This is a genomic window from Microbacterium sp. (assembly GCF_046295495.1).
Lineage (GTDB): Bacteria > Actinomycetota > Actinomycetes > Actinomycetales > Microbacteriaceae > Microbacterium.
The window spans coordinates 66,045-81,372 of record NZ_JBKBNC010000008.1; the positions used below are offsets into that span (position 1 = coordinate 66,045).

Genomic DNA, 15,328 nt, shown 5'->3' on the forward strand with positions numbered 1-15,328 from the left:
CCCCCGGTGGGGGGCACCCGCGCCGTCGCGCACGCGCCGGTCCCCCTCGCCCGCGGGGGGGGGGTCGCGCGGCGGGGCGGTCGAACCCCCCCCGCCGCGAGAAGCCGGGGCGGGTTGCGCCCGCCCCGGCGAGAGGGCTCAGAGCCCGACGTCCGAGGCCTTCAGGAAGCCGGAGTCGATGAGCTTGGACTGCACGTCGTCCTTGACGACGACCTCGGGGGTCAGCAGGTAGGAGGGCACGACCTTCTTACCGTTGTCGTAGGTCTCGGTGTCGTTCACCTCGACCTCGCTGCCGTCCTTGATCTCCTCGACCATCGTGAAGACGCGGTCGCCGAGGGCGCGCGTGTCCTTCCAGACCGTCATCGACTGCGCGCCGTCGAGGATCGCCTTGACGTTGGCCTTGTCGGCATCCTGGCCCGTGATGATCGGGTAGTCGGCACCCGGGGTGTAGCCGGCCGACTTCAGCGACGCCTCGATACCGATGGCGAGGCTGTCGTTGGGCGAGAGCACCACGTTGACCTTCTTGCCGTCGCCGTAGAACGACGAGAGGCGGTTGTCCATCTCGGCCTGCGCCTTGTCGGACGCCCAGCCCTGGATGCCGATGCTCGCCCACGCGTCGTCGTTGGCGGGCGACTTGCCGCTCGGCACGACCAGCTGGCCCTTCTCGACGTAGGGCTGGAGGACGTCCCAGGCACCGGCGAAGAAGAACTTGGCGTTGTTGTCGTCGGGGCTGCCGGCGAAGGGCTCGAGGTTGAAGGGTCCCTTGCCGTCCTTCAGGCCCAGCTGCTCCTCGATGTACTGGCCCTGGAGCGTGCCGACCTTGTAGTTGTCGAACGTGGCGTAGTAGTCGACGTTCTCGCTGCCGTTGATGAGACGGTCGTACGCGATGACGGTGGCGTTCTGCGCCTTGGCCTCCTGCAGCACCGGCCCGAGGGTCGAACCGTCGATCGCGGCGATGACGAGGATCTTCGCGCCGCCCGAGATCTGGTTCTGGATCTGGCTGATCTGCTGGTCGGTCTTGTTGTCGGCGTACTGCAGGTCGACGGTGCAGCCCGCGTCGGTGAGCTTCTTCTGCAGCTGCTCGCCGTCGTTGATCCAGCGCTCGAGGCTGCGGGTCGGCATCGCGATGCCCACGTTGCACTCGCCGCCGGTGCCGCCGGCCTCGCCGCCGCCCTCGGCCGGACGGGTGGAGCTGCACGCCCCGAGACCGACCGCGAGTGCGGCGATGGCCGCACCGGTCAGGATTTTCTTCAGCATGTGATCTGCGTTCCTCTCTGAACTGCAGGGACCCACGTCGGCGTACCCGCGCCCTCCCCGGCGTCGGATCGGGTACGTCGTCGTCCCGGCTGTGTGGTCCGTCGAATTATGACGGCTCCGAAAAATTATCCGGTGAAGGGGGTTTTGTCTATAGCCACGTCAAAATAGGCCGAGCGCCGTGATCGGACCGTGACGGCGCGGCCTCGAGACGCATCTCGGGCGGCGGTCAGGGACCGACGTCGCGGTCGGCGCCCGACCACAGATCGCCGCACTCGACGAGCTCCGCCTCGCGCGCGATGAGGTACGGACGCGCACCGACGTCGCCGTGCACCGCGGCCGACAGCGCCCCCCAGTGCTCGCGCCCGAGCAGCACGGGGTGCCCCGGCGCGCCACCGTACGTCGCCTGCACGAGCGCGTGGGGCGAGGCCCGTCGCGCGACCCGGGCGACGGCGGCGGGGACGACGTCGGGGGTGTCGACCGGCAGCACGATCGCCGCGGCGGCATCCCCCCGGGCGAGGGAGTGCAGACCCGCGCGCAGCGACGCGGCCACGCCCGCGTCCCACTCCGCGACCCGCACGATGGCTGTGCCCGGCGGCACGAGCACCTCCGCCTCGTCGCCGGCGGCGCCGAGGGCGACGGTGACGTCTCGGCATCCGCCCTCCCTCAGAGCCCGCACGGCGAGGGCGAGCCACGGCGTGCCGGCCGGGGTGCGGGCGAGGGCCTTGGGGCCGCCGAAACGTCGCCCCGCCCCCGCGGCCAACACGAGCCCGGAGACGGCTGCGGACGGCTCGGCGGGCATGGTCACGACAGCGTAGCGTGCGTGAAACACGCCCCGACTACGGTCGCGACCATGCTCGATCTGGCCGCCGACCTCGTGCCGTTGCTGGATGCCGGCGTGCCCGTCGCCGCGGTCACGGTCACTGCGGTCGTGCGCAGCGCGCCGCGTGGCGTCGGAGCGACGCTCGCCGTGACGCGGGATGCCCGCGTGATCGGCTCGATCTCGGGCGGCTGCGTCGAGAGCGACGCGGTCATGCTCGGTCTCGAGGCGCTGCGGACCTCGTCGGTGCGCCGCGCCCGCTTCGGATTCGCCGACGACCGCGCCGTCACCCCGATCGCCGCCGGGCTCGCGTGCGGCGGCGCGGTCGACGTGGTCGCCTACCCGATCGACGCCTCGGTCCGCCCGGCGCTCGAGGCGGCGCGGGCCGGTCGCGCGGCGACCCTGCGTCTCGACCTCGACGGCGAGCGGCTCGACCTGCACCGCGCGGCGGCGCCGCGGCTGATCGTGCTCGGCGCCGGCGAGCACGCCGCGGCCCTGTGCCGCCTCGGCGCGGCCGCCGGTTTCACTGTCACCGTGTGCGACGACTGGGCGCTGCTGGTCACGCGCGAGCGCTTCCCCGACGCGAGCGAGCTGGTCGTCGCCGCACCCCACGACTACCTCGCCGGTCTCGACGACCCCGACGATCGCACCGCGGTGTGCGTCCTCACCCACGACGAGCGTCTCGACGTGCCCGCCCTGCGCACCGCCCTGCGCCTGCCCGTGGGCTTCGTGGGCGCGATGGGCGCGCGGGCCACCGTCGCGCGACGGGCCACGCTGCTGCGGGCGGCCGGGGTGACGGATGCCGAGCTCTCGCGGCTGCACTCGCCGCTGGGCCTCGACCTCGGAGCGACCTCGCCGGAGGAGACGGCGCTGTCGGTGATCGCCGAGATCGTGGCATCCCGCAACGCGGCCGACGCCCGACCGCTCCGCCGGGGAACGGGCGCGCGTCTGCACGACCGCGGCCCGACGACGTCGGTCGTCGACGCGTTCGCCGCGTCGTGCGCCGTGAGGAGCGCGTGAGCGTCGTCGTCGTCCGCGGTGCGGTCGCCGTGGTCGAAGACGGGGGGCGCGTGCGCACCGGCGACGTGGTCATCGCCGACGGGGTGGTCGTGGAGGCCGCGGACCTCCGGGGCGCCGAGATCGTGGACGCGGGCGGCTGCGTCGTGACCCCCGGTCTCGTCAACGCCCACCACCACCTGCTGCAGACGGCGTTCCGCACGCTTCCCGGTACGCGCGGCATCCCGATGCGCGAGTGGCTTCCCACCATGTCCGCGGCCTACGCCGAGGCGGGGGTGGACCCCGAACTGACGGGCCTCGCCGCCCGCGCGGGACTCGCCGAGGCGCTGCTGAGCGGCGTGACGACCGTCGCCGACCACCACCTGACCTGGCCGAGCGGCGCCGACACCGTGGGCATGGCGCGCGCGGCCGCCGACGCCGGGGCGGACCTCGGTGCGCGACTCGTCTTCGTGCGCGGAGCGGCGCGCGACGACCCCCAGGAGGCAGCGGCGTCGGCCGAGGCGATCGTGACCGCCCTCGTCGCGGGGCGGACCGGCGGGGTCTCGGCCGACGGGATGCTGCAGGTCGCGGTCGGACCCGCGGGCGTGCACAGCGACCCGCGCGAGACGTTCGACCTGCTCGGCGACGTCGCTCGACGACACGGCCTGCGCCGTCGCACGCAGGCGAACGAGGTCGTCGACGTCGAGATCGCGCTCGCGCGCTACGGTCGGCGCCCGCTCGACCTGCTCGAGGAGTGGGGCTGGCTCGGCCCCGACGTGACCCTCGCCCACCTCTGCGACGTCTCGAGCGACGAGATCACCCGTCTCGCGGCATCCGGGACCTCCGCCACGCACGCGCCGGGATGCGATGTGCCGATGGGGTGGGGGGTCGCCCCCGTCCGGCGTCTGCTCGACGCCGGCATCCCCGTCGGACTCGGCACCAGCGGCGGGGGCAGCAACGACGCGGGGCACCTGCTCGCCGATGCGCGCCTGGCCCTGCAGGTGTCGGCTCTGGTGGGACCGCAGCTGCCCGCATCCGAGGTGCTCGCGATGGCCGGCGCGGGGTCTGCCGACGGGCTCGGGCGCGCGGAGCTCGGGCGCCTGACACCCGGCTCGGCGGCGGACCTGTGCCTGTGGGACGTCTCGGGTGTCGCCGACGCCGGCGTCGCCGACCCCGTCGCGGGTCTGCTGTGGGCGGCGCCGGGGCGGCGTCCGCGAACGGTGCTCGTGGGTGGCCGGACCGTGGTCGACGCCGGCCGCCTGGTCACGGTCGACGAGCGGGAGATCGTCGCCCGGCTGTTCGAGAGGGTGGCACGATGACGTCCATGGCACCACCGTTGATCCCCGTCACCCCCACCAGCGACGAGCGTCTCGGAGCGCACCTGCGGGGTCTGCGCAAGGCGCGGGGGCTCACGCTGACGCAGCTCGCGGAGGCGGCGGAGCTGTCGCATCCGTTCCTCAGTCAGCTCGAGCGAGGCCTCGCCCGGCCCAGCATGGCGAGCCTGGAGCGGCTCGCACGGGCCCTGGGCACCAGTCGCGTCGAGCTCATCGCCGGATCGGAGCCGCCGCGCGCCGACCACGACGCGCAGCCGTCGTTCGTCGCGGCCGGAGAGGGCGTGATCGGGCCCTACGCCGAGGGCACGGCGCGCCTGCTCGCCGAGGGACCGCGACGGTTCGAGCCGCTGGAGTTCACCGGCGCGAACGCCGAGCCGGGCGATCACTACGTGCACGACGAAGACGAGTTCCTCACGGTGCTGGAGGGGGCGATCGTCATCTCGTTCGGGCCCTTCGGCGAGAGGACGCTGCAGGTGGGCGACTCGGTGTACTGCCGGTCGGGCACGCCCCACCGCTGGCATTCCCCGGACGGCTCGACCTACCGCCTGCTCATCGTGAAAGAGGTCGTGCACGGCGGGGGCGACGAGGCGTCGGACCCCGACGCGTGAGCGCGCGCCGTCGGCGCGGCAGAACCATCAGGAGTGAAGCGTGAGTGCAGGTGTGACGTTCGAGGCCGTCGTCCGTGAGCGTCGGGATGCCGCCGACGGGGTCGTCGTGCTCGACCTCGAGCGCGCGACCGGCACGCTGCCGCACTGGTCACCGGGGGCGCACATCGACGTGGTCCTGCCGGGCGGTGTGGAGCGGCAGTACTCTCTGTGCGGATCGCCGACGCAGCGCGGGACGTGGCGCATCGGCGTCCTGCGCGAACGCGAGGGGTCGGTCTGGCTGCACGAGAACGCGCACGTCGGCACGACGCTGCGGGTGCGCGGCCCCGCCAACCACTTCCTCTTCGCGCCGACCGCGGGCCGGTCGTACGTCTTCGTGGCGGGCGGCATCGGCGTCACGCCGATCGTGCCGATGATCGAGGCGGCGGAGGCCGCCGGCGCCGCGTGGACCCTGCTGTACGTGGGCCGTTCTCGCTCCACGATGGCTTTCGTCGGCGAGCTCGAAGCCCGCTACGGCGATCACGTCGAGGTGTTCGCCGCCGACGAAGGACGACGCCTCGACATCGGCGAGCGCCTGGGCACGCCCGCCGCCCGCACGGTCGTGTACGCGTGCGGCCCCGCGCGCCTGCTCGAAGCCCTGGATGCCGCGATGGCGGGCTGGCCGCGGGGAAGCCTGCACGTCGAACGGTTCGAGGCGAAGGTGCTCGGCCCGCCCGTGTGGTCGGAGCCGTTCGAGGTCGACCTCATGATGTCGGGCCTGACGGTGACCGTGCCGCCCGAGCGCTCGATCCTCGACGTGGTCGAGGAGCACGGCATCGTCGTGCCCTCGAGCTGTCGGGTCGGCACGTGCGGGACGTGCGAGGTCGCCGTCATCGACGGGGACGTCGAGCACCGCGACTCGGTCCTCTCGCCGGAGGAGCAGGACGCCAACCGCGCGATGATGCCCTGCGTCTCGCGCGCGGCGTGCTCGCGCATCACGCTCGAGCTCTGACGGCATCCCTCCCCCCGCGCACCGGAACAGGGGATCGCTCGAGGACAGGCCGAATCCACGAGGGGCCGCCCTGTTCTCGAGCGATCTCCTGTTCTCATGCGGGCGGAGGAGCGGTGGGGACCATGCGTGCACCGGCGCTGCGTCGCGCCCGTCACCTTGTCCGACAACTTTGTCACGAGGGTCACGCGCGAGAAATACAGCGGAAACGCGTGGTTCCTAGCATCGGATCAACGCCGGATGTTGGTCACACCAACACTGGCGCAGCCGCTCCGAGCGGCTCGCCCCATCGCCGTGGCGCTCGTCCCGACTGCTGTCTTCCCGACTTCCCGGAGGTCCTCGTGTCCGCCGTTCCACCCGTCTCGATCGCCGCCCTGCGCGGCGTGCGGCTCGCCTCCGGCGCCGTGGTCGACATCGCGCTCGACGGCGACGAGGTGCTCGCGGTGGTGCCGGCCGGCAGCCCCCTGCCCGAGACCGACGGCGAAGTTCTCGACCTCGCCGGCTACCTCGTCACGGCCGCGGGCGCCGAGCCGCACGCCCACCTCGACAAGTCGCAGTCGTGGGATGCCATCCAGCCCGCGTTCGGCGACCTGGAGAGCGCGATCGAGAGCTGGCACGCCTTCGCCCTCACCCTCGACGAGGAGGACACCCTCCGCCGGGCCCGCGCGACGGCGCTGCGCATGCTGGCATCCGGGATCACCTCGGTGCGCACGCACGTGGATCTGCTGCGCGGCGAGGACGCCCTCACCGGAGTCCGCGCCCTCGTCCGCCTGCGGGCGGAACTCGAGGGGCTCATGGACATCGAGCTCGTCGCGCTGGGCGGCCCCACCGTCGCCGACGCGGTCTTCGAGGCCGCGCTCGAAGCCGGCGTCGACCTCGTGGGCGGCGCCCCCCACCTCGCCGACGACCCGATCGCCGACCTCGAGCGTCTGATCGCGCTGGCCCGTCGCCGCGACGTCGGCGTCGACCTGCACACCGACGAGAGCCTCGCGGGCGCCGACACCCTCGCCGCCTACGCCGCGGCGGTCACCGGGTGGCACCGGCCCCGCACCGCCGGGCACTGCGTGCGCCTGAGCATGATGCCCGCCACCGACCTCGCCGCCCTGGCGGCCGAGGTGCGCGCGGCCGACATCGGCGTGATCGCCCTGCCCATCACCAACCTGTACCTGCAGGGGTGGGATGCCGCGCACGCGGTGCCGCGCGGCATCGCCCCGATCGGCCGACTGAAGGCCGCGGGCGTGCGGGTCGCGGCGGGCGCCGACAACGTGCGCGACCCCTTCAACCCCGTCGGCCGCTGCGACCACCTCGAGACGGCCTCCCTGCTCGTCTCCGCCGGCCACCTGGCCCCCGAGGCCGCCCTCGACGCCGTCACCGTCGGCGCGCGCGACGTGATGGGGCTGCCCGCTGCGGGGCCCGTGCCGGGTGCCCGCGCCGACCTCGTCGCCGTGCGCGCCGACTCGCTCGGCGACGCCGTGGCCTTCGCCAGCGCGGATCGCGTCGTGCTCCACCGCGGCCGCCTCGTCAGCCGCACGACCGTCTCGACGCACACCGCTGCGACGACCCCGGTCGCCCCCGCCCGCACTCCCGCCCCCACCCGCACCGCCGCACCCGCGACGGCGTCGTAACCGCCCCAACGGAAAGAGAGCGCCCCCCGTGACCCTGGCCTCCCCCGCCCCGGCATCCGTCGCGGATCCCACCGCGCCGCTGCTGGACTTCCGCAACGTCGCCCTGACGTTCCCCAACGGCACCACCGCTCTCTCCGGCGTCGACCTCACCGTCAACCGCGGCGAATTCGTGAGCGTCGTCGGCCCCTCCGGCTGCGGTAAATCGACGCTGCTGCGCATCGCCTCCGGCCTCGAATCCGCGAGCGAGGGGACGGCGACGGTCAACACCGACCGCATCGGCTACGTCTTCCAGGACGCGACCCTGCTGCCCTGGCGCGACGTGCGCTCCAACGTGGAACTCCTCGCGGAGCTCAACTGGCAGCCCAAGCGCGTGCGCGCGCCGAAGGCGCAGTGGGCGATCGACCTGGTCGGCCTGAACGGCTTCGAGAAGCACCTGCCCAAGCAGATGTCGGGCGGCATGAAGATGCGCACCTCGCTGGCTCGCTCGCTCACCCTCGACCCCGAGCTCTTCCTGTTCGACGAGCCGTTCGGCGCACTCGACGAGATCACCCGCGAGCGCCTGAACGACGAGCTCATCAAGATCTTCGTCGCCCAGCGCTTCGGCGGCCTCTTCATCACCCACTCGGTCTCCGAGGCCGTCTACCTCTCCACCAAGGTCGTCGTGATGTCGGGTCGCCCCGGGCACCTCGTCGACACCTTCGAGGTCCCCTTCGACCTGCCCCGCGACCCCGAGATCCGTTACACGGGCGAATTCGCGAAGCTCGTCGGCGAGGTCTCCCACGCCCTCCGGGAAGGACACTCATGAGCACCACGTCTGCAGAGCCCGTCGTCGCCGAAGCGTCCGAGACGCCCGGGTCCACGGCATCCACTCCCCCGATCGAGCCGCCGCGCTCGACCGCGCGCGCCCGCCGGCGCGGCTTCGGTGCGCGCGCCGCCCTGATCGGACCGCCGCTCGCCGTGCTCGTGGTGCTGCTCGGGGCCTGGTACGGCGTCTCGATCGCGCTCAGCGCCTCGGGCAAGGGCTTCCTCATGCCCATGCCGCACGAGATGTTCACGCTCGGCTTCTTCGACCCGCAGGTCGGCGCCGACATCTGGATCGCACTGTTCCGCACGACCGGCGTCGCCCTCACGGGTCTCGCGATCGCGATGGTGATCGGCATCGGATGGGCGATCGCGATGTCGATGGCCCGCTGGATCGAGCGCTCCACCTACGCCTACGCGGTGGTGCTGCAGTGCATCCCGATCCTGGCGCTCGTGCCGCTGGTGGGCTTCTGGTTCGGCTACGAATTCCTCGCCCGCGTGATCGTCTGCGTGCTCATCGCGCTGTTCCCGATGGTCTCGAACACGCTGTTCGGTCTGCAGTCGGTCGACAAGTCGCAGCGCGAGCTGTTCCGCCTGCAGAAAGCCGACCGCTGGACGGTGCTCACCAAGCTCACGCTCCCAGCCGCCCTGCCCTCGATCTTCGTCGGCATGCGCACCTCGGCCGGCCTCTCGGTCATCGGTGCGATCGTCGGCGACTACTTCTTCCGTCGCGGCGAGCCGGGCATCGGCTCCCTCATCGCCAACTACCAGTCGCGCCTGCAGAGCGCCGAGCTGTTCGCCGCGATCCTCGCGGCCTGCCTGCTGGGCGTGGCGATCTTCGCCCTCTTCGGCTGGCTGTCGAAGGTGGCCGTGGGTCGCTGGTACGAAAGCGCCCTCTGATCCGGCACCCCTGACCCGCGGATGCCACGGTCCCCCGCGCCCCGCGCGGGTGGCGGCATCCGGCGTACCCGAAAACCCACCCCCACCCGCACCACTTCCGCACCCGAGAGCTCCACCCGTCACAGAAAGCGAACCAGCATGCAGCGCTCCACCCTCCTCCGCGGCACCGCCGTCACCGGCGCCGTCGCGATCGCCCTCACTCTGACCTCGTGCGCCGGCAGCGCCGCGGAACAGGCCGCCCCCGCCACCGACATGGAGATCGGCTCGGTCGACCTGTCGGCCGACTGCCCCTCGACGGTGGTCGTGCAGACGGACTGGAACCCCGAGGCCGAACACGGTCACCTCTACGAGATGATCAAGGACGACTACACGATCGACGCCAACACCAAGGCGGTCACCGGCCCGCTGATGTCGGACGGCGAGTACACCGGTGTGAACCTCGAGATCCGCGCCGGCGGCCCCGCGATCGGCTTCCAGACCGTGTCGGCGCAGATGTACCAGGACGACGCGATCACCCTCGGCTACATCAGCACCGACGAGGCGATCCAGCTGTCGAGCACCACGCCCACCAAGGCCGTCTTCGCGCCGCTGGACATCAGCCCGACGATGGTCATGTGGGACCCCGAGACCTACCCCGACGTCAAGACGGTGGATGACGTCAAGGGCGCCCTCTCGGCGAACGGCGGCGTGTGGCGCTACTTCGACGGGTCGGCCTACATCGAGTACCTCAAGAGCGCCGGTCTCGCCGACGCCTCGATCCTCGACGGCTCCTACGACGGCACCCCGTCGAACTTCGTCGCCGCGGGCGGCAAGGACATGCAGCAGGGCTTCGCCTCGGCCGAGCCCTACGTGTACCAGAACGAGGTCTCGGCGTGGGGCAAGCCCGTCGACTTCGCGCTGATCCACGACGCCGGATGGCAGACGTACCAGTCGTCGGTGTCGGTCAAGGCCGACAGCTTCGACGAGCTGTCGCCGTGCCTGTCGAAGCTCGTCCCCGTGCTGCAGAAGGCCGGTGTCGCCTACTACGAGGACCCCTCGGCGGCCAACGACCTCATCCTGAAGCTCGTCGACGAGTACGCCACCGGCTGGACCTACACGCAGGGCGTCGCGGACTACTCGGTCAAGACGCAGGTCGACCTCGGCCTGGTGGGCAACGGCCCCGACTCCACCTACGGCAACTTCGACGACGACCGGTTCGCGGACTTCTTCGACAAGGCCGGCAAGGTCTACACCGACCTCGGCACCCCGCCGGCGTCGGGCTACACGCCCGCCGACCTCTACACGAACGAGTTCGTCGACACGAGCATCTCGTTCTGACCGCCGCGGCCCGGCCCGCTCGCGCGGGTCGGGCCGTGATCGGCCCGTCCCCCGCCCCGTCGCGGAACCGCCGCAGACGCGGCGTAGACACAGCGCAGGAGATCCGGCGCCCCGCACGGCCCGCCGAGCGGGGATCGGCCGGGTCGGCCGGAAAACCCCTGCGTTATGTACCGGGGGTCCCCGTGAGCGGGGCGAAGACCCCACCCGGGCCCGCAGCCCGGTCCCTCAGTTCGGTCCCGAAGCCCGGTCCGGAAGCCGGTCCCGAAGCCCGTCCCGAAGCTCGGCGGAGGGACCGCCACGCCCGACCCCCCGGCATCCACCCCACCCGTTCCACCCGGAGACACACCCCATGAGCGACACCGCCACCCGCGTCCTCTCCCTCGAGGACGAACTGCTCGACCTGCTCGGCCCCGCGGCCGTCAGCACCGAACCGCGCGTGCGCGAACGCGCCAGCGTCGACGGCTCGCCGATGTCGCCGATCATCGCGGCCAAACTCCCCCTGGGCCTCGCCGACCTCGTCGTGTTCGCCGCGAGCGCGGAGCAGATCGCCACGGCCGTCGCCGCGGCATCCCGCCACGGCGTGCCCGTGACGGTGCGGGGCAAGGGGACCGGCAACTACGGCCAGGGCATCCCGATGCAGGGCGGACTCGTCATCGACACCACCCGCGCCAAGGCCATCGTCGAAGTCGGCGACGGCTACATCACCGCCGAGGCGGGAACGCCGATGGTGCTGCTCGAACAGGCCGCCTGGGCCGCGGGGCAGGCGCTGTGGATGTACCCCTCGACCGCGCAGTCCACGATCGGCGGGTTCCTCTCCGGCGGGTCGGGCGGCACCGGCTCGATCGAGCACGGCTCCAACGACCGCGGCTTCGTCGCCGCCCTCGACGTCGTGCACGCCGACGGCAGCGCCGAGATCCTGCACGTCGAGGGCGACGAGGCCCAGAAGTACGTGCACAACTACGGCACCGCCGGCGTGATCGTGCGGGCCACGGTCCGCCTCGAACCGCTCCGCGAGTGGCGGGGCCTGTGGGCGAGCTTCCCCGACTTCGCCGGGACGCTGTCGGTGCTGCAGCGCATCGGCAACCTCGAGCCGGCCCCGCGCCTGGTCTCGGGCGACGGGCCGGAGATCTCGGCATCCCTCCCCACCGACGAGGCGATCCCGGAGGGGCGGTCGAGCCTGCGCGCGATCGTCGACGCGTCGATCATCGACGAGGTCACCGCGATCATCGAGGGCGCCGGCGGCCGGGTCGAGGCCGTTCGCGAGGGGCCGCAGGCCAGCATCCGCCTGTCGATGCTCAGCTACAACCACCCGATCGAGTGGTACCAGAAGAGCCAGCCGCACGAGGTGTTCCACCTCGAGGTGGCCGGCGCTCCCCTCGCCGACGACATCGAGGCCGTCGAGAGCGTCTTCCCTGGCTCGAAGCTGCACATCGAGTCGACCAAGGCGTTCCCGATCGGGATGCTCGCCGCTGACTACGTGAGCGAGGACGACGTGTACCGCGGCATCGCCGCACTCAACGCGATCGGCGTGGGCGTGCACAACCCGCACCAGTGGAACGTCGACTTCAACGTCGAGCAGACGGTGGAGACCGCGCGGGCGACCGACCCGCACGGCCTGCTGAACCCCGGCAAGCTCGACCCCGGCTACGCCGGCGCACGCAAGGGAGCGATCATCTCATGACCCGTCTTCTCGCAGAGCTCAGCGGACCGGCCGCGGCCGAAGCCCTCACCGAGGACTCGATTCTGGTGCTGCCCACCGGCGCGATCGAGCACCACGGCCCGCACCTGCCCCTGGCGACGGATGCCATCGTGGCCGAGGCCTCGGCGACCGCCGCCGTCGCGCGCGCCGCCGCGCAGGGCCTCGACGTCTGGCAGCTGCCGACGCTGTCGATCACGAAGTCCGACGAGCACTCCTGGGCCCCGGGCACGCTGTGGCTCACGCCCGAGACGATGCTGCAGACGATCGTCGACATCGGTCGCTCGATCCTCACCACCCGCGCCCGCACACTCGTGTTCCTCAACGGTCACGGCGGCAACGTCGCGCTGCTGAACGTCGCGAACCGGGAGCTGCGGCGTCGCTTCGGCCTGCGGACGTTCTTCATGCCCGCAGCCCGCGTGCCCTCGTTCGACGGCACCGACGGCGGACCGGACGAGCACGGCACCGGCATCCACGCTGGGCACGGCGAGACGAGCATGATCATGCACCTGCGCCCCGAGCTGGTCGATGCGACGCAGTTCGCGGCGACCGTGCCGGCGCACATCGGCGACTTCCGGCACATCGGCTTCAACGGCAAGCCCGTGACCTTCGGGTGGCTCTCCAATGACTTCGGGCCGACCGGGGTGCTCGGCGACCCGACGGGCGCGAACGCCGCGCACGGTGCGGAGCTGTTCGAGCAGAGCGTGTCGTTCGTCGTCGAGGCGCTCGAGGAGATCAGCCGATTCGACTACACCGCGTGAGTCGCTCGGAGCGCGCTCGACCCCTGCAGATCCCGGTGTTCGACAGAGGCACGGGCGGCAGCGCGACACAACGCAGGACATGTGCGCCGCCGCCGTCGTCGTCGCGCGGGCTCCCTCCTGCGGTGGACGCCGTTCCCCTGCGTACGGTCGGCCCGGCCCGGCGCGACGACGCCGCCGGTGGGTTCCGATCCCCGGGCGGTGGCGGTGACGGCGGCTCGCGCCGAACGGCGACACAACGCAGGAGGTTCCGTCGGGACCGCCCGCGGCGAAGCCGCTGCGCGGGGACTGTCGCCGACGACTCGTCGGGTCTCCTGCGTCGTGTCCCGTGTGAGGGGGCGGGGACACCGTGAGCGCGATCACGAACGAGGCGCAGGGCGTCCGTGCCTACGGGCAGGTGCTTCGCCTGCCGGGGGCGCGGACGTTCGTGGCCGCCGGCATCCTCGCGCGGTTCCCGCGGGCGACCCTGTCGCTCGGGATCATCCTGCTCGTGTCGGCCACGACCGGCAGTTTCGCCTCCGCCGGGCTCGTGGTCGCCCCGCTCGTCGGGGGCATGGCCGTGGCGGCTCCGCTGTGGTCGTCGCGCATGGACCGGCACGGCCAATCGCGCGTGATCCTGGTGTCCCTCGGATGCCTCGTGCTCGCGGCATCCGCATTCCTCGCCCTCGTGGTGACGGGAGCGCCGTTCTGGACGTGGCTCGTCGCGGCGTTCGTGACGGGGGCGGCGACGCCGGACCTGACCTCGGCCGTGCGCGCGCGGTGGACGGTGCTCGCCCCGCCCTCGCAGCGCACCGCCGCCCTGGCTCTCGAGACGATCGCCGATCAGATGGTGTTCATCGCGGGTCCGCCCGCCATCACCGCGGTCGCCGCGGCGATCGACCCTGCTGTGGCGGTGCTCGGCTCCCTGGGGCTCGGGCTCATCGGCGGCGTCTGGCTCGCCGCGCAGCGGGGTACGCAGCCTCCGCCGACCCCGCGGGGCCCTCGGCACCGCGGCCCGGTGCTGCCGCCCACGGGCGTCATCCCCATTGCGGTGGCCTGCGTCGCCCTGGGCGGCGTCTTCGGGGCGTTCGATGTGAGCCTGGTCGGCTGGGCCGAGCTGAGCGAGCGGCCGTGGCTCGCCGGCCCGGCCTTCAGCGTCCTCGCGGTGGCCATCGCGGCCGGGTCGGTCGTCACGGGAGCGCGGTCGTGGAAACTCTCGCCCGCCGCCCGCTACATCGGCTTCGCGGCGCTGGCCGCGGTCGTCGCCGTGGGGCTCCCCTTCGCCCAGGGATCGGTCCCGGTGCTGTTCGGGGTGATCCTGCTGCTCGGGCTCGCGGTGTCGCCGGTGATGGTGTCGGGGATCCTGGTGGCATCCGCTCGCGCCCCGCAGGGTCGCGTCACCGAGACCCTCGCCTACCCCACCGCTGCGATGTCGCTCGGCGTGCCGATCGGCGGTGTGATCGCGGGGGCGGCTCTGGATGCCACGGGCCCGGCCGCGGCGCTGGTGACGATCGCGGTGTCGCTGGCGGTGGCCGCGGCGATCGCTGCGGCGGGCGAGGCAGCGCTGCGGGTCGCGCGTGATCGCGGGGCTGCGGCTCGCTGAGCGGTCGGCGCCGCGGAGGAACCGGGGACGGCGACTCGGCGGGGGTCCGGGTCGTCGAACGAGACCACGTCGACGAGTCGACAGCAGCCCGGATGCCAGCGAGTGCGCTCCCGGCGCGGACGGGAGCTCACCTCGCCCGTACACTTCGACGCATGGGGGCGCAGCGGGTGGGGACGACGATCGGGATCGGCATCTGGCGGTGATGCTGAGCGCGTGCACCGCCCCTCCGGGACCGCTGATCGACGCGGCTCGCCCCTCGTCCGCCGCCCCGATCCCGGTGACCTCCACCCCCTCGCCGGTCGAGTCGTCGACGTCGCCGGTCGTCGACCCGGGGCCGTGCGGCAGCATCGAGCCCGCGTTGCCCGTCGGCGACCCCGCGGAGCGCGAGCAACTGGGCGGCAAGACCCTCCCCGTCGTCCACGACCGCGGCTGGTTCGAGACGGCCGCGGGCGAGACCGTGGTCGACGCCGCGGGCGCCCCGGTCGCCTACCTCGTCGCCCCGGGTGACGTCTTCTCGACGATCGCCGCGCGGTTCTGCGTGAGCGAGAACACGCTGCAGGTGCTGAACCACGCCCGGCGCGACAACGACGCCCTCTACGCCGGAGACACCCTCAACCTCGACCCGCACACCATCTTCAGCGTGGGCGATCAG

Annotated in this window: 13 protein-coding genes; 11 read left to right on the plus strand and 2 right to left on the minus strand. The window is 72.6% G+C overall.

Annotated elements, in window-relative coordinates:
- Positions 1 to 138: 138 nt before the first annotated feature.
- Positions 139 to 1,257, minus strand: a complete 1,119-nt coding sequence (chvE, locus tag ACK4LS_RS05195) for a multiple monosaccharide ABC transporter substrate-binding protein (protein WP_409714182.1) — start codon at positions 1,255 to 1,257, stop codon at positions 139 to 141.
- Positions 1,258 to 1,483: 226 nt separating this feature from the next.
- The gene (locus tag ACK4LS_RS05200; RefSeq protein ID WP_409714185.1) at positions 1,484 to 2,056 is read right to left on the minus strand and encodes an NTP transferase domain-containing protein; all 573 of its coding nucleotides are present in this window, start codon (positions 2,054 to 2,056) and stop codon (positions 1,484 to 1,486) included.
- Positions 2,057 to 2,107: 51 nt separating this feature from the next.
- On the opposite strand from ACK4LS_RS05200, the gene ACK4LS_RS05205 reads away from it, so the two are divergent.
- The 11 genes from ACK4LS_RS05205 to ACK4LS_RS05255 all read left to right on the plus strand — a co-directional run bounded on the left by ACK4LS_RS05205 (position 2,108) and on the right by ACK4LS_RS05255 (position 14,676).
- A complete protein-coding gene (locus ACK4LS_RS05205; RefSeq protein WP_409714188.1) occupies positions 2,108 to 3,094 on the plus strand; it encodes an XdhC family protein in 987 nt (328 codons plus the stop codon).
- Entirely contained in the window at positions 3,091 to 4,389 is a 1,299-nt protein-coding gene (locus ACK4LS_RS05210; RefSeq protein ID WP_409714192.1) for an amidohydrolase family protein, read from the plus strand. Before ACK4LS_RS05205 ends, ACK4LS_RS05210 begins: the two co-directional genes overlap by 4 nt.
- Positions 4,386 to 5,012: a helix-turn-helix domain-containing protein gene (locus ACK4LS_RS05215; RefSeq protein ID WP_409714195.1), complete on the plus strand. Its 627-nt coding sequence runs from the start codon at positions 4,386 to 4,388 to the stop codon at positions 5,010 to 5,012. The genes ACK4LS_RS05210 and ACK4LS_RS05215 overlap by 4 nt, the downstream gene beginning before the upstream one ends.
- A gap of 40 nt (positions 5,013 to 5,052) precedes the next feature.
- The gene (locus ACK4LS_RS05220; RefSeq protein ID WP_409714198.1) at positions 5,053 to 6,000 is read left to right on the plus strand and encodes a PDR/VanB family oxidoreductase; all 948 of its coding nucleotides are present in this window, start codon (positions 5,053 to 5,055) and stop codon (positions 5,998 to 6,000) included.
- 338 nt (positions 6,001 to 6,338) lie between these two features.
- A complete protein-coding gene (locus ACK4LS_RS05225) occupies positions 6,339 to 7,622 on the plus strand; it encodes an amidohydrolase family protein (RefSeq protein WP_409714201.1) in 1,284 nt (427 codons plus the stop codon).
- Positions 7,623 to 7,650: 28 nt separating this feature from the next.
- A complete protein-coding gene (locus ACK4LS_RS05230; protein WP_409714203.1) occupies positions 7,651 to 8,427 on the plus strand; it encodes an ABC transporter ATP-binding protein in 777 nt (258 codons plus the stop codon).
- Positions 8,424 to 9,323, plus strand: a complete 900-nt coding sequence (locus tag ACK4LS_RS05235) for an ABC transporter permease (protein ID WP_409714206.1) — start codon at positions 8,424 to 8,426, stop codon at positions 9,321 to 9,323. The genes ACK4LS_RS05230 and ACK4LS_RS05235 overlap by 4 nt, the downstream gene beginning before the upstream one ends.
- 138 nt (positions 9,324 to 9,461) lie before the next feature.
- Complete coding sequence (locus ACK4LS_RS05240) at positions 9,462 to 10,640, plus strand: ABC transporter substrate-binding protein (RefSeq protein WP_409714209.1); 1,179 nt, start codon at positions 9,462 to 9,464, stop codon at positions 10,638 to 10,640.
- 349 nt (positions 10,641 to 10,989) lie between these two features.
- The gene (locus ACK4LS_RS05245) at positions 10,990 to 12,321 is read left to right on the plus strand and encodes an FAD-binding oxidoreductase (RefSeq protein WP_409714212.1); all 1,332 of its coding nucleotides are present in this window, start codon (positions 10,990 to 10,992) and stop codon (positions 12,319 to 12,321) included.
- Complete coding sequence (locus tag ACK4LS_RS05250) at positions 12,318 to 13,097, plus strand: creatininase family protein (protein ID WP_409714215.1); 780 nt, start codon at positions 12,318 to 12,320, stop codon at positions 13,095 to 13,097. The genes ACK4LS_RS05245 and ACK4LS_RS05250 overlap by 4 nt, the downstream gene beginning before the upstream one ends.
- A gap of 346 nt (positions 13,098 to 13,443) precedes the next feature.
- Positions 13,444 to 14,676 carry an MFS transporter gene (locus ACK4LS_RS05255; protein WP_409714218.1) on the plus strand — a complete coding sequence of 411 codons (1,233 nt, stop codon included), beginning with the start codon at positions 13,444 to 13,446 and terminating at the stop codon, positions 14,674 to 14,676.
- Positions 14,677 to 15,328: the final 652 nt, after the last annotated feature.

What these genes read in the sequence shown, in the direction of transcription:
- ACK4LS_RS05235 (WP_409714206.1), top strand. Translation starts at nt 8,424, where the DNA reads ATGAGCACCACGTCTGCAGAGCCCGTCGTCGCCGAAGCGTCCGAGACG.
- ACK4LS_RS05250 (WP_409714215.1), top strand. Translation starts at nt 12,318, where the DNA reads ATGACCCGTCTTCTCGCAGAGCTCAGCGGACCGGCCGCGGCCGAAGCC.
- ACK4LS_RS05215 (WP_409714195.1), top strand. Translation starts at nt 4,386, where the DNA reads ATGACGTCCATGGCACCACCGTTGATCCCCGTCACCCCCACCAGCGAC.
- ACK4LS_RS05240 (WP_409714209.1), top strand. Translation starts at nt 9,462, where the DNA reads ATGCAGCGCTCCACCCTCCTCCGCGGCACCGCCGTCACCGGCGCCGTC.
- ACK4LS_RS05200 (WP_409714185.1), bottom strand. Translation starts at nt 2,056, where the DNA reads ATGCCCGCCGAGCCGTCCGCAGCCGTCTCCGGGCTCGTGTTGGCCGCG.
- ACK4LS_RS05245 (WP_409714212.1), top strand. Translation starts at nt 10,990, where the DNA reads ATGAGCGACACCGCCACCCGCGTCCTCTCCCTCGAGGACGAACTGCTC.
- chvE (WP_409714182.1), bottom strand. Translation starts at nt 1,257, where the DNA reads ATGCTGAAGAAAATCCTGACCGGTGCGGCCATCGCCGCACTCGCGGTC.
- ACK4LS_RS05205 (WP_409714188.1), top strand. Translation starts at nt 2,108, where the DNA reads ATGCTCGATCTGGCCGCCGACCTCGTGCCGTTGCTGGATGCCGGCGTG.